Consider the following 21,894-nt stretch of genomic DNA (forward strand, 5'->3'; position numbering starts at 1 on the left):
GAGAAGGCAGCCATTACTTAGGTTCAATAGATTCTTGTATGCCTGAATTAAATTTGCGGTATTCTTGCGGAGTACAACCCATCATTCGCCTAAACTGCCGGTTGAAGTTGGAAAGATTACGAAAGCCACTGTCGAAGGCGATTTGGGAAATAGTAAGCGTGGTAGTGCGCAGCAGCTCGCAGATTCTGCGGATGCGCAGTTGGTTCACATAGGCAATTGCGCTCATACCGGCTAAATGCTTGAACTGTTCCATGAAGTAGCTCTCACTCATGTGAGCACTTTTGGCCAGCTGCTCAATGGTGAGTGCTTCTGTTAGATGATCGCTGATGTATTGCAGTGCCGGGCGCAGCATCTCACTCAATCTACTCTCCTTGTCCCGTACGGTGACGCTGCCGCCATTCCAAAGCATGTAGAAAAAACGCATAAGCGCACTTTTCATCAAAAGATCTGCCATCGGATTATTTGCTTTGGCACAATCAATGATTGTGGATACGCAGGTACGCAGTTCGGAATAATGTGGCGTATCAGGCGTAATGTGCGGAGTGATGCCGAATGTGCCATTTACAAGAGGATATATGTATGTAGCGTTGCATCTATCCTGTGTTTCTATCCCCAGCATGTCAGCACTGAAAACGACCGTTTCATAGCGCACAGCGGTTTTTTCGCAGTGAAACATAGCATGGAGCAGGCCCGGTGTGGCTATAACAATGTCACCGTCCTTTGCAATAAACCGTTCCTCACCACAGAGAAACTCGCCCTGCCCATGCAGGACATAGTTTATCTCAAATTCTTCATGCCAGTGCAAAGGCACATTGGCAAAGTAATCCGGAATGGCGCTGGCGTAGTAGCTATAGGGTATCCATCCTGTTGCGTGCTGCCGTTTTTCTTTTATATCTGCCTTTTCCATAATTATTTCTCCATATCGTAGTATAGTATCATAATTCTGTGATATTGTATTAGAATCAATGTATTTTCAGGAGTATTCTATCATACATAAAGTTAATATACAACTCTGCTAATTAGGAGGAAAATATTATGAGCAGACATCCTGCATGGCTGGATAACGCCATCTTTTATCAAATTTACCCCCAGTCTTTCTGTGACAGCAACGGCGACGGCATTGGCGATTTTCAAGGCATTATAAGCAAGCTGGATTACATCAAAGATCTGGGTTGCAACGCTATTTGGATGAATCCTTGCTTTGAGTCTCCCTTTCTCGACGCTGGCTATGATATAGCCGACTATTATAAGGCTGCACCCCGCTATGGTACCAATGACGACCTGATCCAACTGTTTGACGAAGTACATAAGCGCGGGATGCACATATTACTCGATTTGGTTCCGGGACACACGTCGTGGAATCATCCGTGGTTCAAGGCTTCCATGAAGGCGGAACGGAATGAATACACCGATCGCTATGTATGGACGGACAGCGTTTGGGAGGAGGCCGCAGGATATGGCTCACTGCGCGGTATCTCTGAAAGGGACGGCTCCTGTTTGGTGAATTTCTTTACCCATCAGCCGGCGCTGAACTATGGCTTCTTTAACCCCGAGCGTCCATGGCAGCAGCCCATAGATGCAGAAGGCCCCCGCAAGACCCTGGAAGCGATGATGGACGTGATGCGTTTCTGGCTTTCTCGCGGCTGCGATGGGTTTAGAGTTGACATGGCAGGTTCTTTGGTAAAGAACGACAAAGACGGAAAGGGAACCATCGCCCTTTGGCAGAAGGTACGTGCATTTCTCGACAAGGAGTTTCCAGAGGCGGCGATAATATCTGAATGGGGGGAGCCGGACAAAGCGCTGGAAGGCGGCTTCCACATGGATTTCCTGTTTCAATCTGGCCCATCCCATTACAATGATCTGTTCCGCTGCGAAGAACCGTATTTCTCCAGCCGTGGCAAGGGCGATGTGACTGCCTTCGTAGATAAATATGTGGAGTATCATAACAAAACCAAGAACAAGGGTCTAATCTGCATTCCTTCTGGTAACCACGACATAGACCGCCTTGCGAGGACACTGCATGGCGATGAGCTGAAAGTGGCATTTGCCTTCCTGCTGACTATGCCCGGTGCACCATACATCTACTATGGCGATGAAATCGGTATGCGCTATGTGGAAGGCTTGCATTCTGTGGAGGGCGGATACAGGCGTACCGGTTCCCGTTCTCCAATGCAGTGGGATAATAGCACTAACGCTGGCTTTTCGACAGCTCCAGCGGAAAAGCTCTACATCCCACTGGATCCAGCAGCCGACCGTCCCACTGCCGCCGATCAGATGGCAGACCCGACTTCCCTTAGAAGCGAGGTGCAGAGGCTGATTGCTTTGCGCCAGGCTCATCCTGCACTGCAAAACTTCGGTGAAATCGAGTTTGTCCATGCCGGCTATCCACTGATGTACTTGCGCTCCTCTGGCGATGAGAACTTGCTGGTAATCATCAATCCATCGGCGGAAGAAAAGCGCGTGGAATACGCTCAAACGCTGGGCACCTGTATCTATCAGTTGAACAGCGCTGTACGGCAGGATGGAAACACTCTTGTCGTGCCTGCGCAGTCAGCCAGTGTTTTCCGCAAGTAACATTAGTTATCACAATAAATGGCGGAAAGCTAATTAAATTACATCTTGGCAGCATACAAAAGCGTCCCATATGGGGCGCTTTTTTCATATTATTTAATAGGAGGGAATAAATATATGCAAAGCAGGAACCCAAATAACATGCAAGGCTGTGACCTATCACATTATCAATCCGGTATCGACGTAAAATCCACACCAGGCACTGTAGTTTATTTGAAAGCAAGCGAAGGGCAACACACTAAAGACCCGGCATTTAATGACCTTTATGCCAAATGCAGAGCCGCCGGCAAGAAAATCGGCGCATATCATTTCTTTCATGTCGGAGGGAGCTATTCTGTGCAGCCGCAGGTTGATAATGCGGCTTCTGTTCTGCAGGGGAAACAGCTTGATTGCCTGTTTGCTATTGACATAGAGGACGACGGTTATCATGGCGGCACGCCTCAGCAAGTAACCGCGCAGATATTGCAGTTTGCCGACAATTTTAAGGCGAAAACCGGTATTCCTTGCTGTGTTTATTCAAACACATACTTTATAAAGCAGCATTTCACCCCGGAGATTAAACGCCTACCGCTGTGGGTTGCGCATTACGGCGTCAATACCCCTGGTGATAATGGCATATGGGATAAGTGGGCAGGATTTCAATACACAAATAAACCCTATGACCTTGACGAGTTTACAACTGACATATTGATTAATAATGCCCCAGCCGCAAAGCCAACAGCAGTAAAAACTTTCGCAGATTCATCTTCCCGCAATAATGTTTATGAGGTGCCAGCCTCATCTTTGCCCTGCGAATGGAATTCAACAGCCGGCGCTAATTTTGACGTACGCACTGCTGATGGGAAAGTAGTGAAAGGAAGACAGGTATATAAGGGTGACCGAATAATAATCCTCAGCGTAAATTATGATACTCAGCTTGCGGAAGTCCTGTATCCTGCAAAATCATGCTGGGTACATGGCTGGATTCGTAATTTGCAAAATCTGCTTCGCAATCGGTGGCACTATAAGTGGCACAACGGCAGTACAAATGAACCGGTTTACGGCAGCCCGTCAGGAAACGATAGGATAGGAACCATATTCCCGTATGAAAAAGCGACGCCGCTCTATCCCGCTGGTAAAAGATATGCGCTTCTCTATAATACTAAAAAGGGCATGGAAACAAAGTTCGGCTATGTGGATTATAAAGACGGATTTAAATTTTAGCAGTCCGCAGGTTATTTAAATATACCGTGCAAGTTATGACTATAAATTAAATCCCCGCCGGCAGACAAAGCCAACGGGGATATTTTTATACGATTACTATATTGGTTTCAATTTGCCTTTGTCAAAAAATGGCGAATATCTGGGACAAACTTTGGCGGTCATTCATATTTTAAATAGTATGATAACCTTTTTGGAGATGAAAAATTTGTCTACGGTTACAAAATATATTGCCAGATCACAAACCAAGTTATAGCGGAACAAATCTAAACAAAAATATAAAACTGTTTATAGCCTATATTAATAGCCCGCTTTTGCGGGCTTTTTTATGATGTACCGTAAAATTTACTCTGCGCTCATGAAATCGTTCAGCTTCTCGGCAAGCTCTGCTGCGGTATCATAGCCCTGCTTATAAAGTGCCAGCAGTTTGCTCTTGTTACGTTCAAACCGGCTGATAGTGACCGGTGTTGGCGGTGCTATGACAAAAGCCTTGCCTTGCTTTTCAAGATCCCAAAGGAATGAACGGGTACTGTTGTATACTTTATGCCGCTCATCAAGGCAGCGAACCATCTCAGGATAATTTCTGAAAGCTCTCCGGTAAATCCAGCGAAACTTTTCGGGTTTACGCACAAAACTGCGGTCACGCGTCAAGATGGTTACAACTTTGTCGCATCCGTCTGCTAATGCCTTGCGTACTGGAATGGGGTCGGATGTTCCGCCGTCAAGATACTGCCCGCCTTCAAAATCGACAATTGGAGAGAAAAGCGGAATGGACGATGATGCGCGAGCGATGGTATTAATCCATTTATAATATTCCCGCCCGAAATATTTTGGTTTGCCGGTATGAACATCCGTAACGCCGGTAATAAATTCTGTTTTTGAAGAATTAAATGCGTCAAAATCAAAAGGATACAATTTATTTGGAATCTCATCAAAGATAAAATCCATCCCAAATAACGAACCGGTTTTTAAAAAATTCTGAAAGCTTACATAACGCTTGTCGCGGATATTGTCTATGTTGATATCCCTTGTCCGGCCACGCTGCTTTGTTACAAAGCTGGTTCCATGGCAAACGCCGGCAGATACTCCTATAATATACGGAAAATCAATATTCCGGTCGATAAAAAAATCAAGCACGCCTGCAGTAAAAAGGCCGCGCATCCCGCCTCCCTCTAAAACAAGACCAATTTTGGGCATGCCGTTAACCTCCTGACAATGATCAAATATTTGATGGTAAGTAAACGAAGGACTGCGGTGCATATTGGATACCGAATTCAGATAGCGACTTTGGTTCCTTGTATTTTCTGACATTACATAGTTTGTAGGCGATGGCCTTATTTTTTCCTTCGTAATATGAAGCGTAATAATCGTAAGAAATTCCAGAGTATTCGTTGGTAATATTCCACACTTCTTCGATATCACCTTCAATAATATACTCAATATTCGCTTCAGCTACGACCTTTTTTACAGGAGCTGTAGAATAAATTAGAATTTTATTTACATCAGACCTGCACCGGACTTTTCTAAATTCAAATCGCTTCTTACCGATTAGTATGTTTTTGACATGCTCCGGATTAATTGATAATAATATTCGAGACATCTGCGCCACCCATTTCTAATATTTTAATAAACTGATCTTTGTTATATTGAATGTTATACGGATATGTCGGGAATAGCCCTTGATCGCTAAGGGCCCTATAGGTAATATTTTTACCTTTACCGAAAAAGCCGTTGTATACCATCTCAATCATAATTAGATTATTGTTCTTTTTGTTATAAAGGGTTGTTAATTCTTGATTAGTAAAAACTGTTTTATTTCCAGCACCTTTGATAAATTCATCGAGACTCATCATGATTTTACCGGCGCTTTTGATAACATCAACTTTCGTAATAGTACAGTATGAAGTAACAACTGATTTGTAGGACTTTGTTCCTGATCCAGTATGTATCCTGTAGATAAAGACTGGTTCACCTATGCTATATTGTATGGCGCTGTATGGAGCACAGATATAAATTTTTGTGACGCCGTTACCCGCGGTTTCTTCGATGATTTGATTCTGACCTTTTAATTCAGAATAAGGGAAAAGCCGATCATGAAAGCGATCGTAGATGGGCAAGATTCCTGCTTTCTTAATCGAAGGACTAATGAATGGAAAGCACAGATATGGATTGCTGTAATCAAGTGTATGCCGGTTCTTGATAAATACAAGTTCTTTGTTTTTGTTTTTGCCTGCACAAACAAATCCGAATCGCTTTAATAGATAGATAAGATCTGTATGTTTTTCATAGGTAGTTATATATACTTCATCCGTTTTTGTGTTTTGCCAATACCAAAGAGAAACTCCTAAAGCACCTTCACCAAAACGTTTCCCTCTGAATCGTTCAGCTAGACGCAATGTGCCAATTTTTAAACGAGGAATAGAAGGCAATATACGGTCAGACAATACTATGCTTTCATTCTCAAGTTTCAAATAAACAAAGGCTCCAACGCCAATTTCATCATGAAAAACAAGAGCTTTTTCACCCGTATCACTCTTTTTCTTGAACCATATTGAGAAATCCTTATAATCGGCTTTAAGAGGGGCAAAAAAATCATCGCATAGATTGACGTCTTTAAACATCATCCATCTAAACTTTCCTGCCATCAAAACCCCTCCCCATATTAGCCAAGCATATCAAGCAAAAAGCTTGCACCAATAAATCTCTGCATTGAATTCAGTTTTGCTTTTAGGTTTCACTTTGTTCTGGAAATGATGTATTTCATCTCTGATCTACTTAATTACCTCCAAATTTGGTCCATAATAAGTAAGATTTTCTTATAGAAGCATCACGAAAAAAACATTATTATCCAACATATTGAAGTATACCATTTATACCGATGTATATCAAGACGGACTTATATTATAAAAATAACAATGAAATAAAATACACAAAAAATTTCAAAGTGGCATTAGTCAAACACGTCAACAAAAACAACATACTTAACTAGTCAATAATTTTGATGATAATTATTCCTCGCATCCCGCCTCCCTCTAAAACAAGACCAATTTTGGGCATGCCGTTAACCTCCCTGACAATAATGGCTTCCAATAATACTCTCAATATAACTCGTAAAGCAATTGATGTCAATAACGAGCTTGTAAGAAAAATGAAGTACCTTGTTTTATTTTTTGCATTAGTCCGCCTGACGTGCTATGATATAACCGTTAATCTTGCAAGCAGGTGAACTTTTATGCTTCAAACATTCCGAACCTCTGTCGACAGCATTTTACCCGTTGTCGTTATGATTCTTGTCGGTTACTGCTCTGCCCGCATAGGCTGGATTGATGAAAAAATCGGGAATGCTTTTACCAAAATCATTTTAAACATTTCTCTGCCATGCTACATGATTTGGAATATAACAAATTCTTTCGACCGGGATAAGTTTTTGATGCTTTTCAGCGGCATGTTAATCCCTTTTCTTTCCATGTTGATCGGATATGTAGTATCCATTTTACTCAGTATATTGTTCAAGATTCCAAGGGAGAAAAGAGGGGTTTTCCGGACCGCATTTTTCTGCTCCAATACGATTTTTGTCGGTTTGCCCATCAATTTGGCGTTGTTCGGTGAAAAAAGTGTTCCCTATGTCCTTTTGTATTACATAGTTAATACCACTCTGTTCTGGACACTTGGCGTCTATGAAATCAGCAAAGACGGTTTGTCCGCCGTCCCGCTGTTATCCTTGTCCTCTTTAAAGAAAATCGCAACGCCGGCACTATTGGGTTTTATCATCGGGTTAATCTTGATTTTTTTAGGAGTTTCTTTGCCACATTTCGCGATGGACAGCTTCCACAGCCTTGGGAACCTGACGACACCGCTTGCGCTGCTTTTTATCGGTTTTGTATTATATTCAATTCATTTATCTGAATGGAGGATAGACAAGGACATATTGCTTGTCCTTTTTGGAAGGTTCATTTTTTCCCCTCTGCTTGTCTTTATACTTTTGCATTTTATCCACGTGCCCGAGCTTATGGCAAAGGTTTTTATAATCCAATCCGCCATGCCGGTTATGACAAACATTAGTATTGTAGCAAAAGGATATGGGTCTGATTATAAATTCGCCAGTTTTGCGACGGCGATTACTTCCGTTGCCTGTGTGATTGTTATCCCGTGCATTATGACGCTAATTTAAAGAAGCACCGCCTGATTTCTATCAGACGGTATTTTATTGGCGTTTTGTTTTTATGGAAACAAATTTCGTCACAGATTGAAAAAGCAAGTAAAATAACTATTGACATAAGCCAAAAGGTATAATAAAATATGTGAATGTTAACTAGCTAATAATTATGACGATAATGATTAATAAGTTAATAATAACTTTTTATGTATGGAGGTGAAATAATAAAATATGGAAATCAGCACGCATAAAGTCAGCAACAAGGAGATTATTCATCAATTAATTGATTTTGTTATAAAACATAGGAAGATTATGCAGTGTTATTTGGATGAAACAGGCGTTTATCATTCTCAGCATCGCTTATTGATGGTAATTTCTCATAATCCTGATGCTTCACAGAATGATATTGCAAAGTCAATGGATATATCCGCGGCAGCGGTAGCGGTATCCTTAAAAAAATTAGAAAAGAGAGGTTATATTAAGAGAGAGATGGTTAAAGAGGATAACCGCCTAAATAAGATTATAATAACTGAGAAAGGGAATAAGGTTGTAGAACAAAGTAAACAAATTTTTGACTATGCAGACCAAAAGGTTTTTGAGGGGCTTACCGAAGAAGAGAAGCATACTTTATCAGGCTTATTAAAAAAACTTGATGCCAATTTAGCCAAGATGGAAGATGAAATAAAACAAAAAAAGAAAGGGTACAATGGATGAAACGGTATTGGAAATATGCTAAACCATATTTACCTGCATTTATAATAGGGCCAATTCTAATGATTGTGGAGGTTATTGGCGAAGTTGTAATGCCTCTGCTACTTAGCAATATCATTGATAACGGAGTAGTTGGCCGCAGGGGCATTCCATATATAATAACGACTGGTATAACTATGGTATTGACCGCAATGTGCATGATGGCAGGCGGTGTAGGCGGCGCTTATTTTGCAATTAAGGCCTCCACAGGATTTGCTAACGATTTGAGAAAAGATCTGTTTAATCAAATTCAGAAGTTTTCATTTAAGAACATTGACCAATATAATACAGGTTCTTTAATCACAAGACTGACGAATGATATCACCCAAATACAGAACATGATTCAGATGATGTTAAGATTGGCATTAAGGGCGCCAGGTATGCTTATCGGCGCACTGATAATGGCTTTTGTATTAAATCCAAAGCTGGCATTAGTAATTTTGTGCGTAATACCGCTGTTATCCCTTGCAATCTACTTAATTATGAAAGTAGCCTTCCCGAGGTTTACAACCATGCAGAAGAAGCTGGACGCACTTAATACTACCACACAGGAAAATTTAACAAATATCAGGGTTGTAAAATCCTTTGTCAGAGAAAAGTTTGAAGAGAAGAAATTTAAAATAGCTAATACTGACTTAAAGGAAAGCACATTAAGTGCATTGAAGGCTGTTATCTTTACCATGCCAGTTATGACCCTTGCGATGAATATTACAACTATAGCAGTTGTATGGTATGGCGGAAATCAGATTATTGTAGGCGAAATGACTTCTGGCGTTTTAACTGCATTTGTAAACTATGTTGTCCAGATCCTCATGTCGCTGATGATGGTTTCCTTTATTATTCTGAACGGTTCAAGGGCCCTTGCATCTGCAAAACGTATCAATGAGGTTCTCAATACAGAAATTGACCTTACTGATGAAAAAGCCCTGCATAAGGACCTCACTGTTCAGCGCGGCAAAATCGAGTTTAGAGGGGTTAACTTCAAATACTATAAAGACAGTGAAAAATGGGTTTTAGAGAATATCAATTTTGTTATCAATCCTGGTGAAACGATAGGCATTATAGGTCCAACCGGCTGCGGCAAGTCAAGCCTTGTGCAGTTGATTCCAAGATTATATGATGTGGACAGCGGGGAAGTGCTGGTTGATGACGTTAATGTCAAAGACTATTCGCTAAAGAATCTTCGCGACGGAGTCGGCATAGTGTTTCAGAAAAATGTTCTGTTTTCTGGAACTATAAAGGAAAACCTCAAATGGGGCAATGAAGATGCAAGTGATGAAGAGGTAGCCCAATATGCAGAAATTGCGCAGGCACATGGATTTATCACTTCATTTGCGGATGGATATGATACCGAACTGGGTCAGGGCGGTGTCAATGTGTCCGGCGGTCAGAAGCAAAGATTATGTATTGCCAGAGCATTGCTGAAAAAGCCGAAGATATTAATTCTTGATGACAGCACAAGTGCAGTTGATACGGCAACGGAAGCAAAAATCAGGGAAAGCTTTAATAACGTGTTGAAAGGTACGACGAAGATTATCATTGCCCAAAGGATTTCTTCAGTAATCAATGCAGATAAGATTATTGTTCTCGATGATGGAAAAATTGCCGGTATAGGTACTCACGACGAGCTAATGAAAAAGTGTGCAACATACTCCGAAATCTACTACTCACAAATGGATAAGAAGGTAACAGCATAATGAGTCGTATCAGTGAAGAAAGAAAAGAAATATTACTACGCAGGTATGGAAGTAAAAATATAAATTCTGGCCCGGGGAAAGTAACACCGCCTGCTCCCGGAGGAAGAAGGCCAGGCGGTTTTGGGCCCCGGGGCCCACGGGGCCATATAGGCGGTGGCAAACCGAAAAACGCAATGGCTACAATTAATAGGCTGCTTGCCTATATTGGACGGGATAAGATTAAAGTACTGTTTGTTTTTGCTTGTGTGTTAAGCAGCACCTTGACAAATTTGGCAGGAAGTTATCTTTTGCGCCCTATCATCAACAATCTGGTTGATGCCAAAAGCACTGCGCAGGAGAAAATAAGCAACCTTGTACTCGGTATACTTACTATGGCGTGTATCTATTTGGTCGGCGTTATATGTACTTACCTGCAGCAAAGAATCATGATAGGTGTTTCCCAGAATGCCTTGGTTAAAATCAGGGAAGAGCTATTCCGCAAGATTCAAAAACTTCCTGTAAAATACCATGATACGCACACCCATGGTGACGTCATGAGCCGTTTCACAAATGACCTTGATTCGGTCGGTGAAATGCTCAATAATACCCTGTCTCAGATTTTTTCATGTATTATCAACTTGGTTGGTACCGTTATACTTATGTTCGTCACAAATTGGATACTCGCATTAGTTATTGTTGTGACAATACCTTTATTAGTCTATGTAGGAAATTTGATAGGAAAGCAAAGCAGGAAGTATTTTATAGGCCAGCAGCAGGCACTTGGCGCAGTCAATGGATATGTTGAGGAAACAGTCACTGGTCAGAAGGTAATAAAGGTATTCTCCCATGAAGAAACAACAATGGCGGAATTCGAGTTCCTAAGTGATGACTTGCGTCAAAAACAGATGAAGGCACAATTTTTCGGCAGCATTATAGCACCTGTTATGGGTAACTTAGGCCAAGTTAGCTTTGCATTATCTTCGACAATTGGCGGTATCTTGTGCTTGACGGCAAACTTTGATATCGGCGGCCTCACCATATTTACAAACTATTCAAGACATTTTTCAAGGCCGATTAATGAATTGTCTATGCAGATGAACATAATTTTTGCTGCATTAGCCGGCGCGGAAAGAGTGTTTGAAGTGATGGACGAGGCGCCTGAAAAAGCTGACCCAGAAGATGCGATAGAGATTTGTGCCGAAGGAAACAGGGTAGAAGGTGCACAGATAATCAAAGGGGAAGTAGTGCTGAAGAACGTGACCTTTGGTTATGAGCCCGGTAAGACGATACTGAAAAATATAAATGTAACAGCTAAACCCGGCCAGAAAATCGCTTTTGTTGGTTCTACTGGCGCAGGAAAGACGACCATTACGAACCTGATTAACAGGTTTTATGACATTGAAGAAGGAGAAATCTTGATTGACGGCATCAATATTAAGAATATTAAAAAGGATTCCCTGAGAAGCAATATAGCGATGGTACTTCAGGATACCCATTTATTCTCCGGAACAGTCAGAGAGAATATTCGGTATGGGCGTCTTGATGCAACAGATGAAGAAGTTATTGCTGCCGCAAAGACGGCATGTGCTCATTCCTTTATCGAAAGGCTGCCCCAGGGATATGATACCGTATTGGAAGGCGATGGTGCTAATCTGAGCCAAGGTGAGCGTCAGCTTCTCAATATCGCCCGCGCTGCCATATCCAAAGCGCCAATTTTGATACTTGACGAGGCCACCAGCTCTGTCGACACAAGGACTGAAAAATATATTGAACGCGGTATGGACAGGCTGATGAAAGACAGAACCACATTTGTAATTGCCCATAGGCTATCTACTGTCCGAAATGCTGATCGGATTATAGTATTGGAACATGGTGAAATTATTGAGCAGGGTACCCATGAAGAACTGCTTGATATGGGCGGCAGATACTATCAGCTTTATACCGGCGCAGTTGAGCTGGACTAATATGTGATTATAAAAATAACAACACCCCCGCTGACCTATCGGTTAGCGGGGACGTTTTTTATGTAATATCAGACCGATTGACTGCGCAGGTTTGCTGCTTGGAGCTGCGGTGGATAGGAAAGTTTTACAGGAAGGATCAATTTATAACTCCGCCTAAAGCGGCGCCGAGTAAACCGGTAATAGATGAAATAATCGCTGAAATAACAGTTGTAATCATTACAATCCCTCTAATATTTTATTTTCTCCATTATATCCCTTTTTACACCAAAAAAGAAGAGACTATCCTATGTCTATCAATAACCGCCAATAGCCTAACTAAACCATACTTATCTATCAAATTAAGGTGTCAAATATTTATGATAGAATCTGAATTTGCTTTGTGATACAATTATGTATCACAATATTGATAAAAGCAAAACAGAGGAAGGGCACAATGAAAATACTAAAGAGTGCGGTCCTATGGCTCACATCAATCATATGCGTCATTTTGGTACTGACGGGATTATGTAGTATGCCGTCAAGCGCTGGACTGTTATCTTTTATTATTCCGGCAATACTCCTAAATCCGATTTTTAGAAAATTAACTGCCAAGAAAAAGTTTTACATTAAGAAAACAACCACAATAGCAGCGGTTATAGCCCCTTTAATAATAACTATAGTATTTGCCTGCATATTCCCGGCGCAGACAGACAAAGAAAAAACATTAACTACAGAAACAAGTTCCGCTATCAAATCTGCAACTTCATCATCTGAATCATCCTCTTCATCAGCGCCAGCGCAATCATCTTCACAGACAACAGACACGGCAACTGAATCTTCTGCTCAAGCTTCAAACGCGAAATTAAAGGTTCATTATCTCGATGTGGGACAAGGCGATAGTGAATTCTTAGAATTGCCCAACGGCCAAACCATGTTGATAGATGCTGGGGTTCAAGAACGCGGAGCCGGCATCGTAAGCTACATAAAAGGCCTCGGGTACAATAAAATTGATTATATTATTTGCACACATCCCCACGCTGACCATATTGGCGGCATGACAGAAGTCGTAAATTCATTTGCGATAGGCAAAATATATATGCCGCGTACTTCAAGCTCAGATATGCCAACAACAAAGGTTTATAAAAATCTGTTGTCAGCGATAAAAAATAAAGGGCTTAAAATAAATACAGCCAAATCCGGTGTAACGGTTGTTGACACAGGCTCTTTATCCATAAAGATGATAGCGCCAAATGGAACAAATTATGGCGACTTGAATCAATATTCTGCTGTACTCATGTTACAATATGGAAATATTAAGTTTCTATTTATGGGTGACGCGGGAAACGTTTCAGAAAATGAAATAACCGCCGATGTAAAAGCAGATGTCATTAAAGTCGGACATCATGGCAGCAAAACGTCTACTGGTGCAAGTTTTATCAAGAAAGTAAGTCCTAAATATGCTATAATTGAAGTTGGCAAAGGTAATAGTTACGGTCACCCAACAGCGCAGTGCTTGAAGCGTTTGCAGTCAGTCGGTGCCAAAGTATACCGCACTGATGAATATGGTACAATAATTTTTACATCAGATGGGAATGTAATAACAGTAAATAAAAATGCGTCAAGCATTAAGGAAAATGCCCCCTAATCAAACGCCAATAGCAGAAGAATATCATAAAATCGCGCGGATAAACCATATAGTAAGTTTAGTCCGCCGGAATTAAGGTGTTAGTATGAAATATACGATAGATCGTTTTGAAGGAAATTTTGCGGTTGTAGAATTAGAAAACGGAAAATTTGCAGATATCCCACGGATCGCCATCCCTGCTGAAGCAAGGGAAGGGGATATCATCGAGGTTACTGTTAACAAATCTGAAACCGAAAAACGCCGCAATGAAATAAGAGAGATGGAAGAAAACTTGTTTATTGATTAAAAATTTACTAATTGCTCATTGCAATTCGATGGTATGCCATTTAAGGTCAAATAATAAAAGAAATTAAGTCTTAATTGGAAGTGGCTTTAACGTATTCGACCACTTATGTTTTCACAGCGACCATCTATTGAAAATCAATAGATTTGGTCGCTTTTCTTATATATAATGAAATTGACAAAGGCGCAGGAGGTGAAATCGTGAAGGTTGAAGTAAAAATCGACGAGTCTGTTTCCGAACCCAAAATTATTATAGTGACTGATAAGATGACAGAAGAAATAAACGAGATTGTCAGAACGATCTCGGGAACGCAGCCACAGATGATTGCCGGGTTCAAAGGGGACACCGTTACCATGCTGGATAAAAGAGATATCCTGCGGATATATGCCGCAAACGGCAAGGTTTACGCAGTCACTGCCTCAGATGAGTATGTTCTTAGATACAGGCTGTATGAGCTGGAGGAATGTTTGAAACGGGAATCATTTGTGCGGATATCCAACTCGGAAGTTGTTAATTTGAAGAAAGTTAAAAACTTTGACCTTAGTTTCACCGGTACAATCTGCGTCACTCTTACTGATGGAACCGTTACGTATGTTTCAAGGAGATATGTATCAAGAATCAAAGAGGTTTTAGGGATATGAGGTGATCCGTTATGAAAAAGAAAATATTGCTGCGTTGCTTGGCTGGCGCGCCAATCGGACTTGCTGTCAGCACCATAGTTACGATAGTTATTTCATTGATTGTCAACGACGGCAGATACCATGCTATAGTGCCCGAATTAGCATCGGATTTCGGGACAGAGATGAACGCGGTTTTGATTCAGGCCATTTTCTCAATGCTTTATGGAGCAGTATTCGGCGGTGCCTCTGCCATATGGGATACAGATTGGAGTATTTTGAGAATGACAGTTACTCATTTTATTATCTGCTCTATCGCTACATTTCCTATTGCCTATCTAATGAGATGGATGGATCATACTGCTGCCGGAATATTGTTGTACTTCGGAATCTTCGTCGTTATCTATGTAATAATCTGGTGCAGCCAGTATACTAAAATGAAACAGAAGGTTCAGGCGATGAACAAAAAGTTGAGTGAAACCAAGTAATTAAGAAGAGACTTAACTTTAAAGGCGGTTACAATCCCCAATTGAGGATGTAACCGCCTTAATACGTTCAACCATATTTGATTGAAGAAATTCATTTTATGGCGTCTATGCCTCTTTCGCCAGTTCTGATACGAATTGCGTCAGAAATATCGGAAATAAATATCTTCCCGTCTCCCACGTCGCCAGTCTTGGCTTTTTCGCAGATATTCTTGATGACATCTTCAAGCTGGTTATCTTGAACAACAAGTTCAATTTTGATTTTGGGTAAGAAATTTATGTCCACTTCTGAACCCCTAACAATTTCTTTCCACCCGCTTTGATTACCGCAGCCCATAACTTGTACGATGCTCATACCGTTTAAGTTCAGGGCTTTGAGTACATCTTTAATCTCTTCCAACTTTTCGGGCCTGATGAAAGCTTCAATCTTCTTCATAGTGCCACCTCCCATAATTCTGAATTAATCCATGCCGTTGAAGGATGGATAGGCGGATTCTCCGTGCTCAACAGTGTCAAGCCCGATATCCTCTTCTTTAGGCGATACCCTGAGCTTTTTAACGCAAAGTTTAGTAATACCAAGTGCGATCAATGTACCGACGACGGCAACCGCAATTGCAATACCGATTGACGCCAGTTCACGGACAAAGAGTTGCCATTGGCCGAAAACAAGCCCGTTCCACTGAACCGCATCTAACTTTGGGTCGGGGTTGAAGCCATTCTTGGCAAACAGGCCGGTAGCGATTGAGCCCCAGATACCGCCGATACCGTGGCAGCCAAAGGTGTCGAGCGAATCGTCATAGCCTAACTTTGGCTTCACAACAGAAATAAAGAAATAGCAGATAGGACTGACCAATGCGCCGATAATGATCGAGGCCCAGATTGGAACATAGCCTGCGCCAGGCGTAATAGCGACAAGCCCGACAACCGCGCCGGTTGATGCACCAACTAAAGTGGGCTTTTTATTTCTAATTTTCTCAATCAGCATCCAGGAAAGAATTGCCGTTGCACAGGCGGTATTCGTAGTTATAAAGGCGTGTATAGCGAGGGAGTTGGCTGCACCTGCACTGCCTGCATTAAACCCGAACCAGCCGAACCATAGAAGGGCCGCGCCGAGGAATACAAAAGGAATGTTGTGCGGATGATAGGTTGCCTTACCGTAATTCTTGCGCTTTCCAAGTACAATGGCAGCTACCAGCGCACTGACACCGGAGCTAATATGAACTACAGTGCCGCCAGCAAAGTCAATGGCTCCAAGTTTCATCAGGAAGCCATTGCCCCAGACCATGTGTGCTAAAGGATAATAAACAATAATGGACCATATTGCGATGAAAATAAACAGAGCGGAGAAACGCATACGCTCAACAATGGCACCTGTAATCAACGCCGGAGTAATTATGGCAAACATCATTTGAAAGACTGCGAAGCAAACGGTGTTGGGTGCGTAAGCTGTGGCCGCTGAGCCTTCCGTCAGACGCATACCAAACCAGTTCAGGTCACCGATGAATCCTCCCGCCCCTCCGCTGAAGGAAAGCGAAAAACCAATCAGAACCCAAAGCAATGAGGCAAGCCCCATGATAAAGGCGGATGACATTATAGTGTTGATTGCATTTTTACGTTTAACCAGACCTCCGTAAAAGAAAGCGAGGCCAGGAGTCATTATAAAAACCAATGCTGAAGATATAAGTAACCAGGATATATCGCCTGAATTTAATGCGTTCATGCTATTACCCTCCTATAGATGAAATGAGTTTTCGCAATAATCCAGATTTTATATCTGACTGCCGGCAAATCAAATATAAAAAAGAGGCCAACGTCTACATTACGCTTTACTGTAGACTATGGCCCCTTTGCCAGATCACTGCATCAATTTGCATATACTATACCACAGTATATGCAAAATTGCAATATTTATTTCTGAAAATTGCAAATAAAAATTATAAAAAGTATCTCGCTTTTTAATCAAAAAATTGTATAATATTGAACAAATGCCAATATAGCTTGATTTATACCTCGTATACTGATTTTGCTGCTTGATTATAGATTACTACAAAATGAATAATAATAAATAATAAAATTCAAAAGTAATCAAATAATTATTTTTGATAAAAGGTGTTTACAAAACTGATGGGAGATTGCAAGTGATACGCACGACGGAAGGGGAAAGTGGCACCCCTGCTTATGCAAGGGGTGCACTTTCAGAGCGTAAATATGAGCATATATGCGTTATAGCGAACAAAAAGAGAATATTAGATTAGGCGCGGAACACATGCCTTTTGGGATTGCGAAATGATTAGACCACGCTGAAAAGGAGCTTGCCGTAAGTGGGGTACGGCCAGTATTTTTCGCCGACCAGGCTTTCAATTTCGTCCGCTGTGGCACGTGTGTCTTCCATAGAAGCGAACACAGAATTGCGGTAGTACATTGCTTTTTCCAGTATATCTTCGAAAGAGGGCTGCTCGTTAACGACCTTTTCAAGAGCCTCCATCTTACGGTAAAGCTCGGCGGAAAGAGCGGAAAGTTTTTTGAGCAAGGTTTCTTCCAGCTCACAGCAAATTTCCGCATTAAGCTGCTTCTTGTTGAGGGCTTCCTTGCTTATATCCTTCATGTAAGAGCAGACGGCCGGGATGATATCCTTTTTGATCATGTCAATCATAGTCAAAGCCTCAATATGAAGCTGTTTACAGTAATTCTCAAGCTGGATTTCATAACGTGCATGCATCTCAGCTCTGGAAAGCACTCCGAATTTTTCAAAGAGGGCAACGTTTTTCTCGGAAATATAGTAAGACAATGCTTCAGGGGTGGATTTTAGATTCAGCAGGCCGCGCCTTTCCGCTTCTGCGACCCATTCTTCGGAATAGTTGTTGCCGTTGAAAATAATACGCTTATGTTCTTTAATGGTTCTGCGAATGAGATTATTCAAAGCGTCGGTGAAATCGTCCGCTTTTTCAAGTTCGTCCGCAAATTCACAAAGGGACTCTGCAACAATAATGTTCAGAATTTGGTTCGGGCAGGCGATTGAGAGAGAAGAGCCAAGCATGCGGAATTCAAATTTATTGCCCGTGAAAGCAAACGGAGAGGTGCGGTTGCGGTCAGTTGTATCCCTCGGAATGGCCGGAAGGACGTCAACGCCGATTTTCATGAATGTTTTACCCTTATGATGGTAATCGCTTCCGTTCTCAATGGATTCCAGAATTTTTTCCAGTTCATCTCCGACAAATATAGAGACGATTGCGGGAGGAGCCTCGTTCGCGCCCAGACGGTGATCATTACCCGCGGTGGCAACGGAAGCGCGTATAAGGTCCTGATGTTCGTCTACTGCTTTGATGACGGCGGCGAGGAAGAGCAGGAACTGCGCATTTTCACGCGGAGAGTCACCGGGTTCCAGCAGGTTGATTCCGGTGTCTGTGGAAATGCTCCAGTTGTTGTGCTTACCGCTGCCGTTGACGCCAGCGAATGGTTTTTCATGAAGCAAACAAGCCAGCCCATGCTTTGCTGCAACCTTTTTCATTATTTCCATGGTAAGCTGATTGTGATCGGTGGCGATGTTGGCAGAAGTGAAAATCGGTGCAAGTTCATGCTGTGCCGGGGCAACTTCGTTATGCTCTGTTTTCGCAAAGATACCGAGCTTCCAGAGTTCTTCATTCAAATCTTTCATATAAGCGGCGACGCGCGGCTTAATTACGCCGAAATAATGGTCCTCCAGTTCCTGACCTTTCGGGGGTTTCGCTCCGAACAGGGTTCGGCCGGTATAAATCAGGTCTTTCCTTTTTTCGTATTGCGCTTTATCGATGAGGAAGTATTCCTGCTCCGGGCCGACCGTGGTGATGACACGACGGGCAGTCGTGTTGCCAAACAACCGAAGCACGCGCAAGGCCTGCTTGTTGATTGCTTCCATGGAGCGGAGAAGAGGCGTTTTTTTATCAAGCGCTTCGCCGCCATAGGAACAAAACGCAGTGGGAATGCACAATGTTCCATCTTTCACGAATGCGTCACTGGTTGGGTCCCAGGCGGTATAGCCTCTGGCCTCAAAAGTGGCTCTCAGCCCGCCGGACGGAAAGCTGGAGGCATCAGGTTCCCCTTTAATAAGTTCCTTGCCGGAAAACTCCATAATAACTTTTCCGTTATCCATAGGAGAAATGAAGCTGTCGTGTTTTTCCGCTGTAATACCGGTCATCGGCTGGAACCAGTGAGTGAAATGGGTCGCGCCCTTTTCAATGGCCCATTCTTTCATGGCGTTAGCTACTACGTTAGCAACTTCCAAATCCAGCGGTTTGCCTTCTTCTCTGGTTTTCATAAGTGACTTATAGATATCTTTGGGTAGCCTTTCTTTCATGACGGTCTTATTGAATACTAAGCTTCCGAAAATTGCAGGGACATTGCTCATTGAAAATCACTCCTTGCACAGAAATTCAAAAAAATAAAAGAAAAAGGCGCTGCAGGTTCCCCTACAGCGCCTTTGCTGTGATGCAACTATTATAAGATAACCGCAAATGAATGTCAATACCAATTTGCATGATTTAATAATAATTTATGCAATAACAAGTTTAAATGTTCGCTATATGCCGTAAAATTTCTTAAAAGTGCAAGATACCATTAAATTATATGCAAAAATTTATTCAAAAAGTATTGACAGAGCACTTAAAAAAATATACTATAAAGAAACACAAAATAACTTTCAAGAGTTAAATCAGATTTCTATAGATAAAAAACAGGGTAATTGAAAAATAAAGAAAATAAGACATACATTACCATATTATGCAGGGATGATAATTGAATTATGCAAAATGAGGGCGAATTTCGTATCCCTTCAGGTTGTGCGATATCCGGTGTTTTTTCGCGTAGCGGAAAAAAGTTTAACGGGGAATCCATTGATATGGGCCATTCTGACACCATCCTCGCGTCCGCCGATTAGGCGACCGTGGTCCACTATATTGGCTACCCCTTTTGTAATAAAGATGTGGTTTAGTAAGTTTAGCTATCTGCTGAAGGGTATTCGCTTGAGAGATAATAAAGAGGCTCTTCATCTTCCTCAATCGCTGGGAAGCGCCCATTTCCTTCAAGGAATCGGTTATCAGTTCTATCGTCGTTTACCTGTGAAACTTCCCCGACGAGAACCGTGCCATGGCCTTCTTCGCCCCAGAATTTGTGATATTGCCACGGCATGAATGTAACACTTTGGCCGGGTGTAATGCGAAGAATGGTGCCGGCTTCCACCTCATATTTGCGGCCGTCGCTGTAAACGGTAACCGGGGTATCAGCGAGCTTCTCGTCTGGAGTTGAGTTATAGAGCTGAATCATCAGGTTGCCGCCGCCGCGGTTAATAATATCTTCCATTTTCTTGAAGTGGAAATGGAAGGGCGTAACTTGGTTTTCTTCTACAATCATAATCTTTTCTGCATAGGTTTTTACATACTGGGGAAGGGTAAGATTCCCGTTCCGGAGAGTAAAAAGAAGGAGGCCGACTTTGTGGAAATCCCCGCTGCCGAAATCAGTGATATCCCATCCAAGCATATTGTCGCGAATTTCATCGTAATCGTGGCCTTTGTTTTTCCAGTCTTCAGGTGTCCAAAAGGCGAACGGCGGCAGTAAAAAATTTTTTTGGTTCATAAGCTGTATCGCTTCACGCATTAATTTGTTGATTTCAGAACGTTTCAAAGTAAAAACCTCCCTACACGAAATCAATTTCTTCTATTGTTTTTCTTGGATGCTTCTTCATATAGCTGTTAGATTTTATTTTCGGACAGAATGAATTCAAGGTCGCTGGAAGCCGTACTGCGGATTTTGTCTTCATCAGTAACGTAATCCAGCACTGCGTCGACCACTGCCATTTCTTTCAGGTGAGAATAGTTTTTGTAATAGTCAAACATATTTTCTTCGAAGTTTGAGAGTAATAGGCAGTCGGCGAATCTTGAAGCCGGTGAATAAGAAACGCCGGAAACAACAATTGTTTTCAGCTTTTTTTTCTTGGCAAGATCCAGCGCCTGAATCACCTGTTTTGAACTGCCAGACTGAGAAATAGCAAAAACTATGTCGTCTTTTTGGGCAAGATTTATGGAATTGATAAAATACTCCGGCAGATTATTGTAAGTGCAGCGGATACCGAGCCTGCCAAGACGGAATCCCATGTACTCGACAAGAGGACTTGTATTCCCAACGGCAATCAGATGTACATAATTGCATTCTTTAATCCAAGCAGCGCATTGCTGCAGTTTATGCTGGTCGATTTTTTCACCGATTGCTGCAATATCTCTTGCGTATTTCTGGAAAATGTTCACTGCTGCATTTTTCTTGGCAGAAGCTTGTTGTGCCCTTCCTGCATATCCCAGATCTCTGGAGAGGCAAATTCGCATTTGATAATAACCACTGTAGCCGAGCCGCTTGCTTAGGCGAACTACGGTAGCCTCGCTTACCCCGCTCAGCTTTGCAAGCTGGGAAACATTCGAATCCACAGCCTTTTCCGGGTTTTTCAGAATAAAATCAGCAACTTTTCGCTCCGCCATGAAAATGTTTTCATACTGTTCTTTAATTACTTCAATTACTGTTTGTCCATTTGTGTAATCCAAGAAAA

General features: G+C 42.0%; 19 protein-coding genes. 10 read left to right on the plus strand and 9 right to left on the minus strand.

Annotated features, from left to right (window positions below):
• Nucleotides 1-13 precede the first annotated feature (13 nt).
• A complete protein-coding gene (locus V6C21_RS00580; protein ID WP_479268065.1) occupies nucleotides 14-907 on the minus strand; it encodes a helix-turn-helix domain-containing protein in 894 nt (297 codons plus the stop codon).
• 128 nt (nucleotides 908-1,035) lie between these two features.
• Between V6C21_RS00580 and V6C21_RS00585 the strand changes: the two genes are divergently transcribed.
• Together V6C21_RS00585 and V6C21_RS00590 are read left to right on the plus strand one after the other, a co-directional pair.
• Complete coding sequence (locus V6C21_RS00585) at nucleotides 1,036-2,574, plus strand: alpha-amylase family glycosyl hydrolase (protein ID WP_479268066.1); 1,539 nt, start codon at nucleotides 1,036-1,038, stop codon at nucleotides 2,572-2,574.
• Nucleotides 2,575-2,688: 114 nt separating this feature from the next.
• The gene (locus V6C21_RS00590; protein ID WP_479268067.1) at nucleotides 2,689-3,774 is read left to right on the plus strand and encodes a GH25 family lysozyme; all 1,086 of its coding nucleotides are present in this window, start codon (nucleotides 2,689-2,691) and stop codon (nucleotides 3,772-3,774) included.
• Nucleotides 3,775-4,116: 342 nt separating this feature from the next.
• Here V6C21_RS00590 and V6C21_RS00595 read toward each other — a convergent pair whose 3' ends face one another.
• The 3 genes from V6C21_RS00595 to V6C21_RS00605 are packed head-to-tail and all read right to left on the minus strand — an operon-like array spanning nucleotide 4,117 to nucleotide 6,416.
• Complete coding sequence (locus V6C21_RS00595; protein ID WP_479268068.1) at nucleotides 4,117-4,968, minus strand: patatin-like phospholipase family protein; 852 nt, start codon at nucleotides 4,966-4,968, stop codon at nucleotides 4,117-4,119.
• Between the two features lie 22 nt (nucleotides 4,969-4,990).
• Nucleotides 4,991-5,371, minus strand: a complete 381-nt coding sequence (locus V6C21_RS00600) for an ASCH domain-containing protein (protein ID WP_045085388.1) — start codon at nucleotides 5,369-5,371, stop codon at nucleotides 4,991-4,993.
• Nucleotides 5,346-6,416: a hypothetical protein gene (locus V6C21_RS00605; protein WP_479268069.1), complete on the minus strand. Its 1,071-nt coding sequence runs from the start codon at nucleotides 6,414-6,416 to the stop codon at nucleotides 5,346-5,348. Before V6C21_RS00605 ends, V6C21_RS00600 begins: the two co-directional genes overlap by 26 nt.
• A 587-nt stretch (nucleotides 6,417-7,003) precedes the next feature.
• On the opposite strand from V6C21_RS00605, the gene V6C21_RS00610 reads away from it, so the two are divergent.
• From V6C21_RS00610 to V6C21_RS00645, 8 genes are all read left to right on the plus strand, one after another.
• The gene (locus V6C21_RS00610; protein WP_034839179.1) at nucleotides 7,004-7,942 is read left to right on the plus strand and encodes an AEC family transporter; all 939 of its coding nucleotides are present in this window, start codon (nucleotides 7,004-7,006) and stop codon (nucleotides 7,940-7,942) included.
• A 216-nt stretch (nucleotides 7,943-8,158) separates the two neighbouring features.
• Entirely contained in the window at nucleotides 8,159-8,641 is a 483-nt protein-coding gene (locus V6C21_RS00615) for a MarR family winged helix-turn-helix transcriptional regulator (RefSeq protein WP_034839181.1), read from the plus strand.
• Nucleotides 8,638-10,374, plus strand: coding sequence for an ABC transporter ATP-binding protein (locus V6C21_RS00620; RefSeq protein WP_034839184.1), 1,737 nt, complete (start codon nucleotides 8,638-8,640; stop codon nucleotides 10,372-10,374). The genes V6C21_RS00615 and V6C21_RS00620 overlap by 4 nt, the downstream gene beginning before the upstream one ends.
• Nucleotides 10,374-12,317 carry an ABC transporter ATP-binding protein gene (locus V6C21_RS00625; protein WP_034839187.1) on the plus strand — a complete coding sequence of 648 codons (1,944 nt, stop codon included), beginning with the start codon at nucleotides 10,374-10,376 and terminating at the stop codon, nucleotides 12,315-12,317. Before V6C21_RS00620 ends, V6C21_RS00625 begins: the two co-directional genes overlap by 1 nt.
• A 433-nt stretch (nucleotides 12,318-12,750) precedes the next feature.
• Complete coding sequence (locus V6C21_RS00630; protein ID WP_479268070.1) at nucleotides 12,751-13,941, plus strand: ComEC/Rec2 family competence protein; 1,191 nt, start codon at nucleotides 12,751-12,753, stop codon at nucleotides 13,939-13,941.
• A gap of 85 nt (nucleotides 13,942-14,026) precedes the next feature.
• Complete coding sequence (locus V6C21_RS00635) at nucleotides 14,027-14,227, plus strand: DUF3006 domain-containing protein (protein WP_034839192.1); 201 nt, start codon at nucleotides 14,027-14,029, stop codon at nucleotides 14,225-14,227.
• 197 nt (nucleotides 14,228-14,424) lie between these two features.
• A complete protein-coding gene (locus tag V6C21_RS00640; protein WP_034839194.1) occupies nucleotides 14,425-14,865 on the plus strand; it encodes a LytTR family DNA-binding domain-containing protein in 441 nt (146 codons plus the stop codon).
• Nucleotides 14,866-14,876: 11 nt separating this feature from the next.
• The gene (locus V6C21_RS00645; RefSeq protein WP_034839197.1) at nucleotides 14,877-15,329 is read left to right on the plus strand and encodes a DUF3021 domain-containing protein; all 453 of its coding nucleotides are present in this window, start codon (nucleotides 14,877-14,879) and stop codon (nucleotides 15,327-15,329) included.
• 91 nt (nucleotides 15,330-15,420) lie between these two features.
• Here the strand turns inward: V6C21_RS00645 and V6C21_RS00650 are convergent, their stop codons facing one another.
• The 5 genes from V6C21_RS00650 to V6C21_RS00670 all read right to left on the minus strand — a co-directional run bounded on the left by V6C21_RS00650 (nucleotide 15,421) and on the right by V6C21_RS00670 (nucleotide 21,889).
• Nucleotides 15,421-15,762 (minus strand): P-II family nitrogen regulator, encoded by a 342-nt coding sequence (locus tag V6C21_RS00650; RefSeq protein WP_034839199.1) that lies wholly within the window; start codon nucleotides 15,760-15,762, stop codon nucleotides 15,421-15,423.
• Between the two features lie 24 nt (nucleotides 15,763-15,786).
• Nucleotides 15,787-17,046: an ammonium transporter gene (locus V6C21_RS00655; protein WP_479268071.1), complete on the minus strand. Its 1,260-nt coding sequence runs from the start codon at nucleotides 17,044-17,046 to the stop codon at nucleotides 15,787-15,789.
• 570 nt (nucleotides 17,047-17,616) lie between these two features.
• On the minus strand, nucleotides 17,617-19,710 hold the full coding sequence (locus V6C21_RS00660) for a glutamine synthetase III family protein (protein WP_479268072.1): 2,094 nt from the start codon (nucleotides 19,708-19,710) through the stop codon (nucleotides 17,617-17,619).
• Nucleotides 19,711-20,297: 587 nt separating this feature from the next.
• On the minus strand, nucleotides 20,298-20,981 hold the full coding sequence (locus V6C21_RS00665) for a D-lyxose/D-mannose family sugar isomerase (protein WP_479268073.1): 684 nt from the start codon (nucleotides 20,979-20,981) through the stop codon (nucleotides 20,298-20,300).
• A gap of 68 nt (nucleotides 20,982-21,049) precedes the next feature.
• Nucleotides 21,050-21,889 (minus strand): MurR/RpiR family transcriptional regulator, encoded by an 840-nt coding sequence (locus tag V6C21_RS00670; RefSeq protein ID WP_479268074.1) that lies wholly within the window; start codon nucleotides 21,887-21,889, stop codon nucleotides 21,050-21,052.
• Nucleotides 21,890-21,894 lie beyond the last annotated feature (5 nt).

It is taken from the genome of [Clostridium] cellulosi (genome assembly GCF_036762875.1).
In the GTDB taxonomy this organism is placed as follows: Bacteria; Bacillota; Clostridia; order Oscillospirales; family Ethanoligenentaceae; genus Ruminiclostridium_D; species Ruminiclostridium_D cellulosi.

Excerpts from the sequence above, each read along its gene's own strand:
- V6C21_RS00655 (WP_479268071.1), bottom strand. The coding sequence starts at position 17,046 with ATGAACGCATTAAATTCAGGCGATATATCCTGGTTACTTATATCTTCA.
- V6C21_RS00580 (WP_479268065.1), bottom strand. The coding sequence starts at position 907 with ATGGAAAAGGCAGATATAAAAGAAAAACGGCAGCACGCAACAGGATGG.
- V6C21_RS00660 (WP_479268072.1), bottom strand. The coding sequence starts at position 19,710 with ATGAGCAATGTCCCTGCAATTTTCGGAAGCTTAGTATTCAATAAGACC.
- V6C21_RS00600 (WP_045085388.1), bottom strand. The coding sequence starts at position 5,371 with ATGTCTCGAATATTATTATCAATTAATCCGGAGCATGTCAAAAACATA.
- V6C21_RS00590 (WP_479268067.1), top strand. The coding sequence starts at position 2,689 with ATGCAAAGCAGGAACCCAAATAACATGCAAGGCTGTGACCTATCACAT.
- V6C21_RS00625 (WP_034839187.1), top strand. The coding sequence starts at position 10,374 with ATGAGTCGTATCAGTGAAGAAAGAAAAGAAATATTACTACGCAGGTAT.
- V6C21_RS00595 (WP_479268068.1), bottom strand. The coding sequence starts at position 4,968 with ATGCCCAAAATTGGTCTTGTTTTAGAGGGAGGCGGGATGCGCGGCCTT.
- V6C21_RS00605 (WP_479268069.1), bottom strand. The coding sequence starts at position 6,416 with ATGGCAGGAAAGTTTAGATGGATGATGTTTAAAGACGTCAATCTATGC.
- V6C21_RS00645 (WP_034839197.1), top strand. The coding sequence starts at position 14,877 with ATGAAAAAGAAAATATTGCTGCGTTGCTTGGCTGGCGCGCCAATCGGA.
- V6C21_RS00630 (WP_479268070.1), top strand. The coding sequence starts at position 12,751 with ATGAAAATACTAAAGAGTGCGGTCCTATGGCTCACATCAATCATATGC.
- V6C21_RS00615 (WP_034839181.1), top strand. The coding sequence starts at position 8,159 with ATGGAAATCAGCACGCATAAAGTCAGCAACAAGGAGATTATTCATCAA.
- V6C21_RS00620 (WP_034839184.1), top strand. The coding sequence starts at position 8,638 with ATGAAACGGTATTGGAAATATGCTAAACCATATTTACCTGCATTTATA.
- V6C21_RS00610 (WP_034839179.1), top strand. The coding sequence starts at position 7,004 with ATGCTTCAAACATTCCGAACCTCTGTCGACAGCATTTTACCCGTTGTC.
- V6C21_RS00650 (WP_034839199.1), bottom strand. The coding sequence starts at position 15,762 with ATGAAGAAGATTGAAGCTTTCATCAGGCCCGAAAAGTTGGAAGAGATT.
- V6C21_RS00635 (WP_034839192.1), top strand. The coding sequence starts at position 14,027 with ATGAAATATACGATAGATCGTTTTGAAGGAAATTTTGCGGTTGTAGAA.
- V6C21_RS00585 (WP_479268066.1), top strand. The coding sequence starts at position 1,036 with ATGAGCAGACATCCTGCATGGCTGGATAACGCCATCTTTTATCAAATT.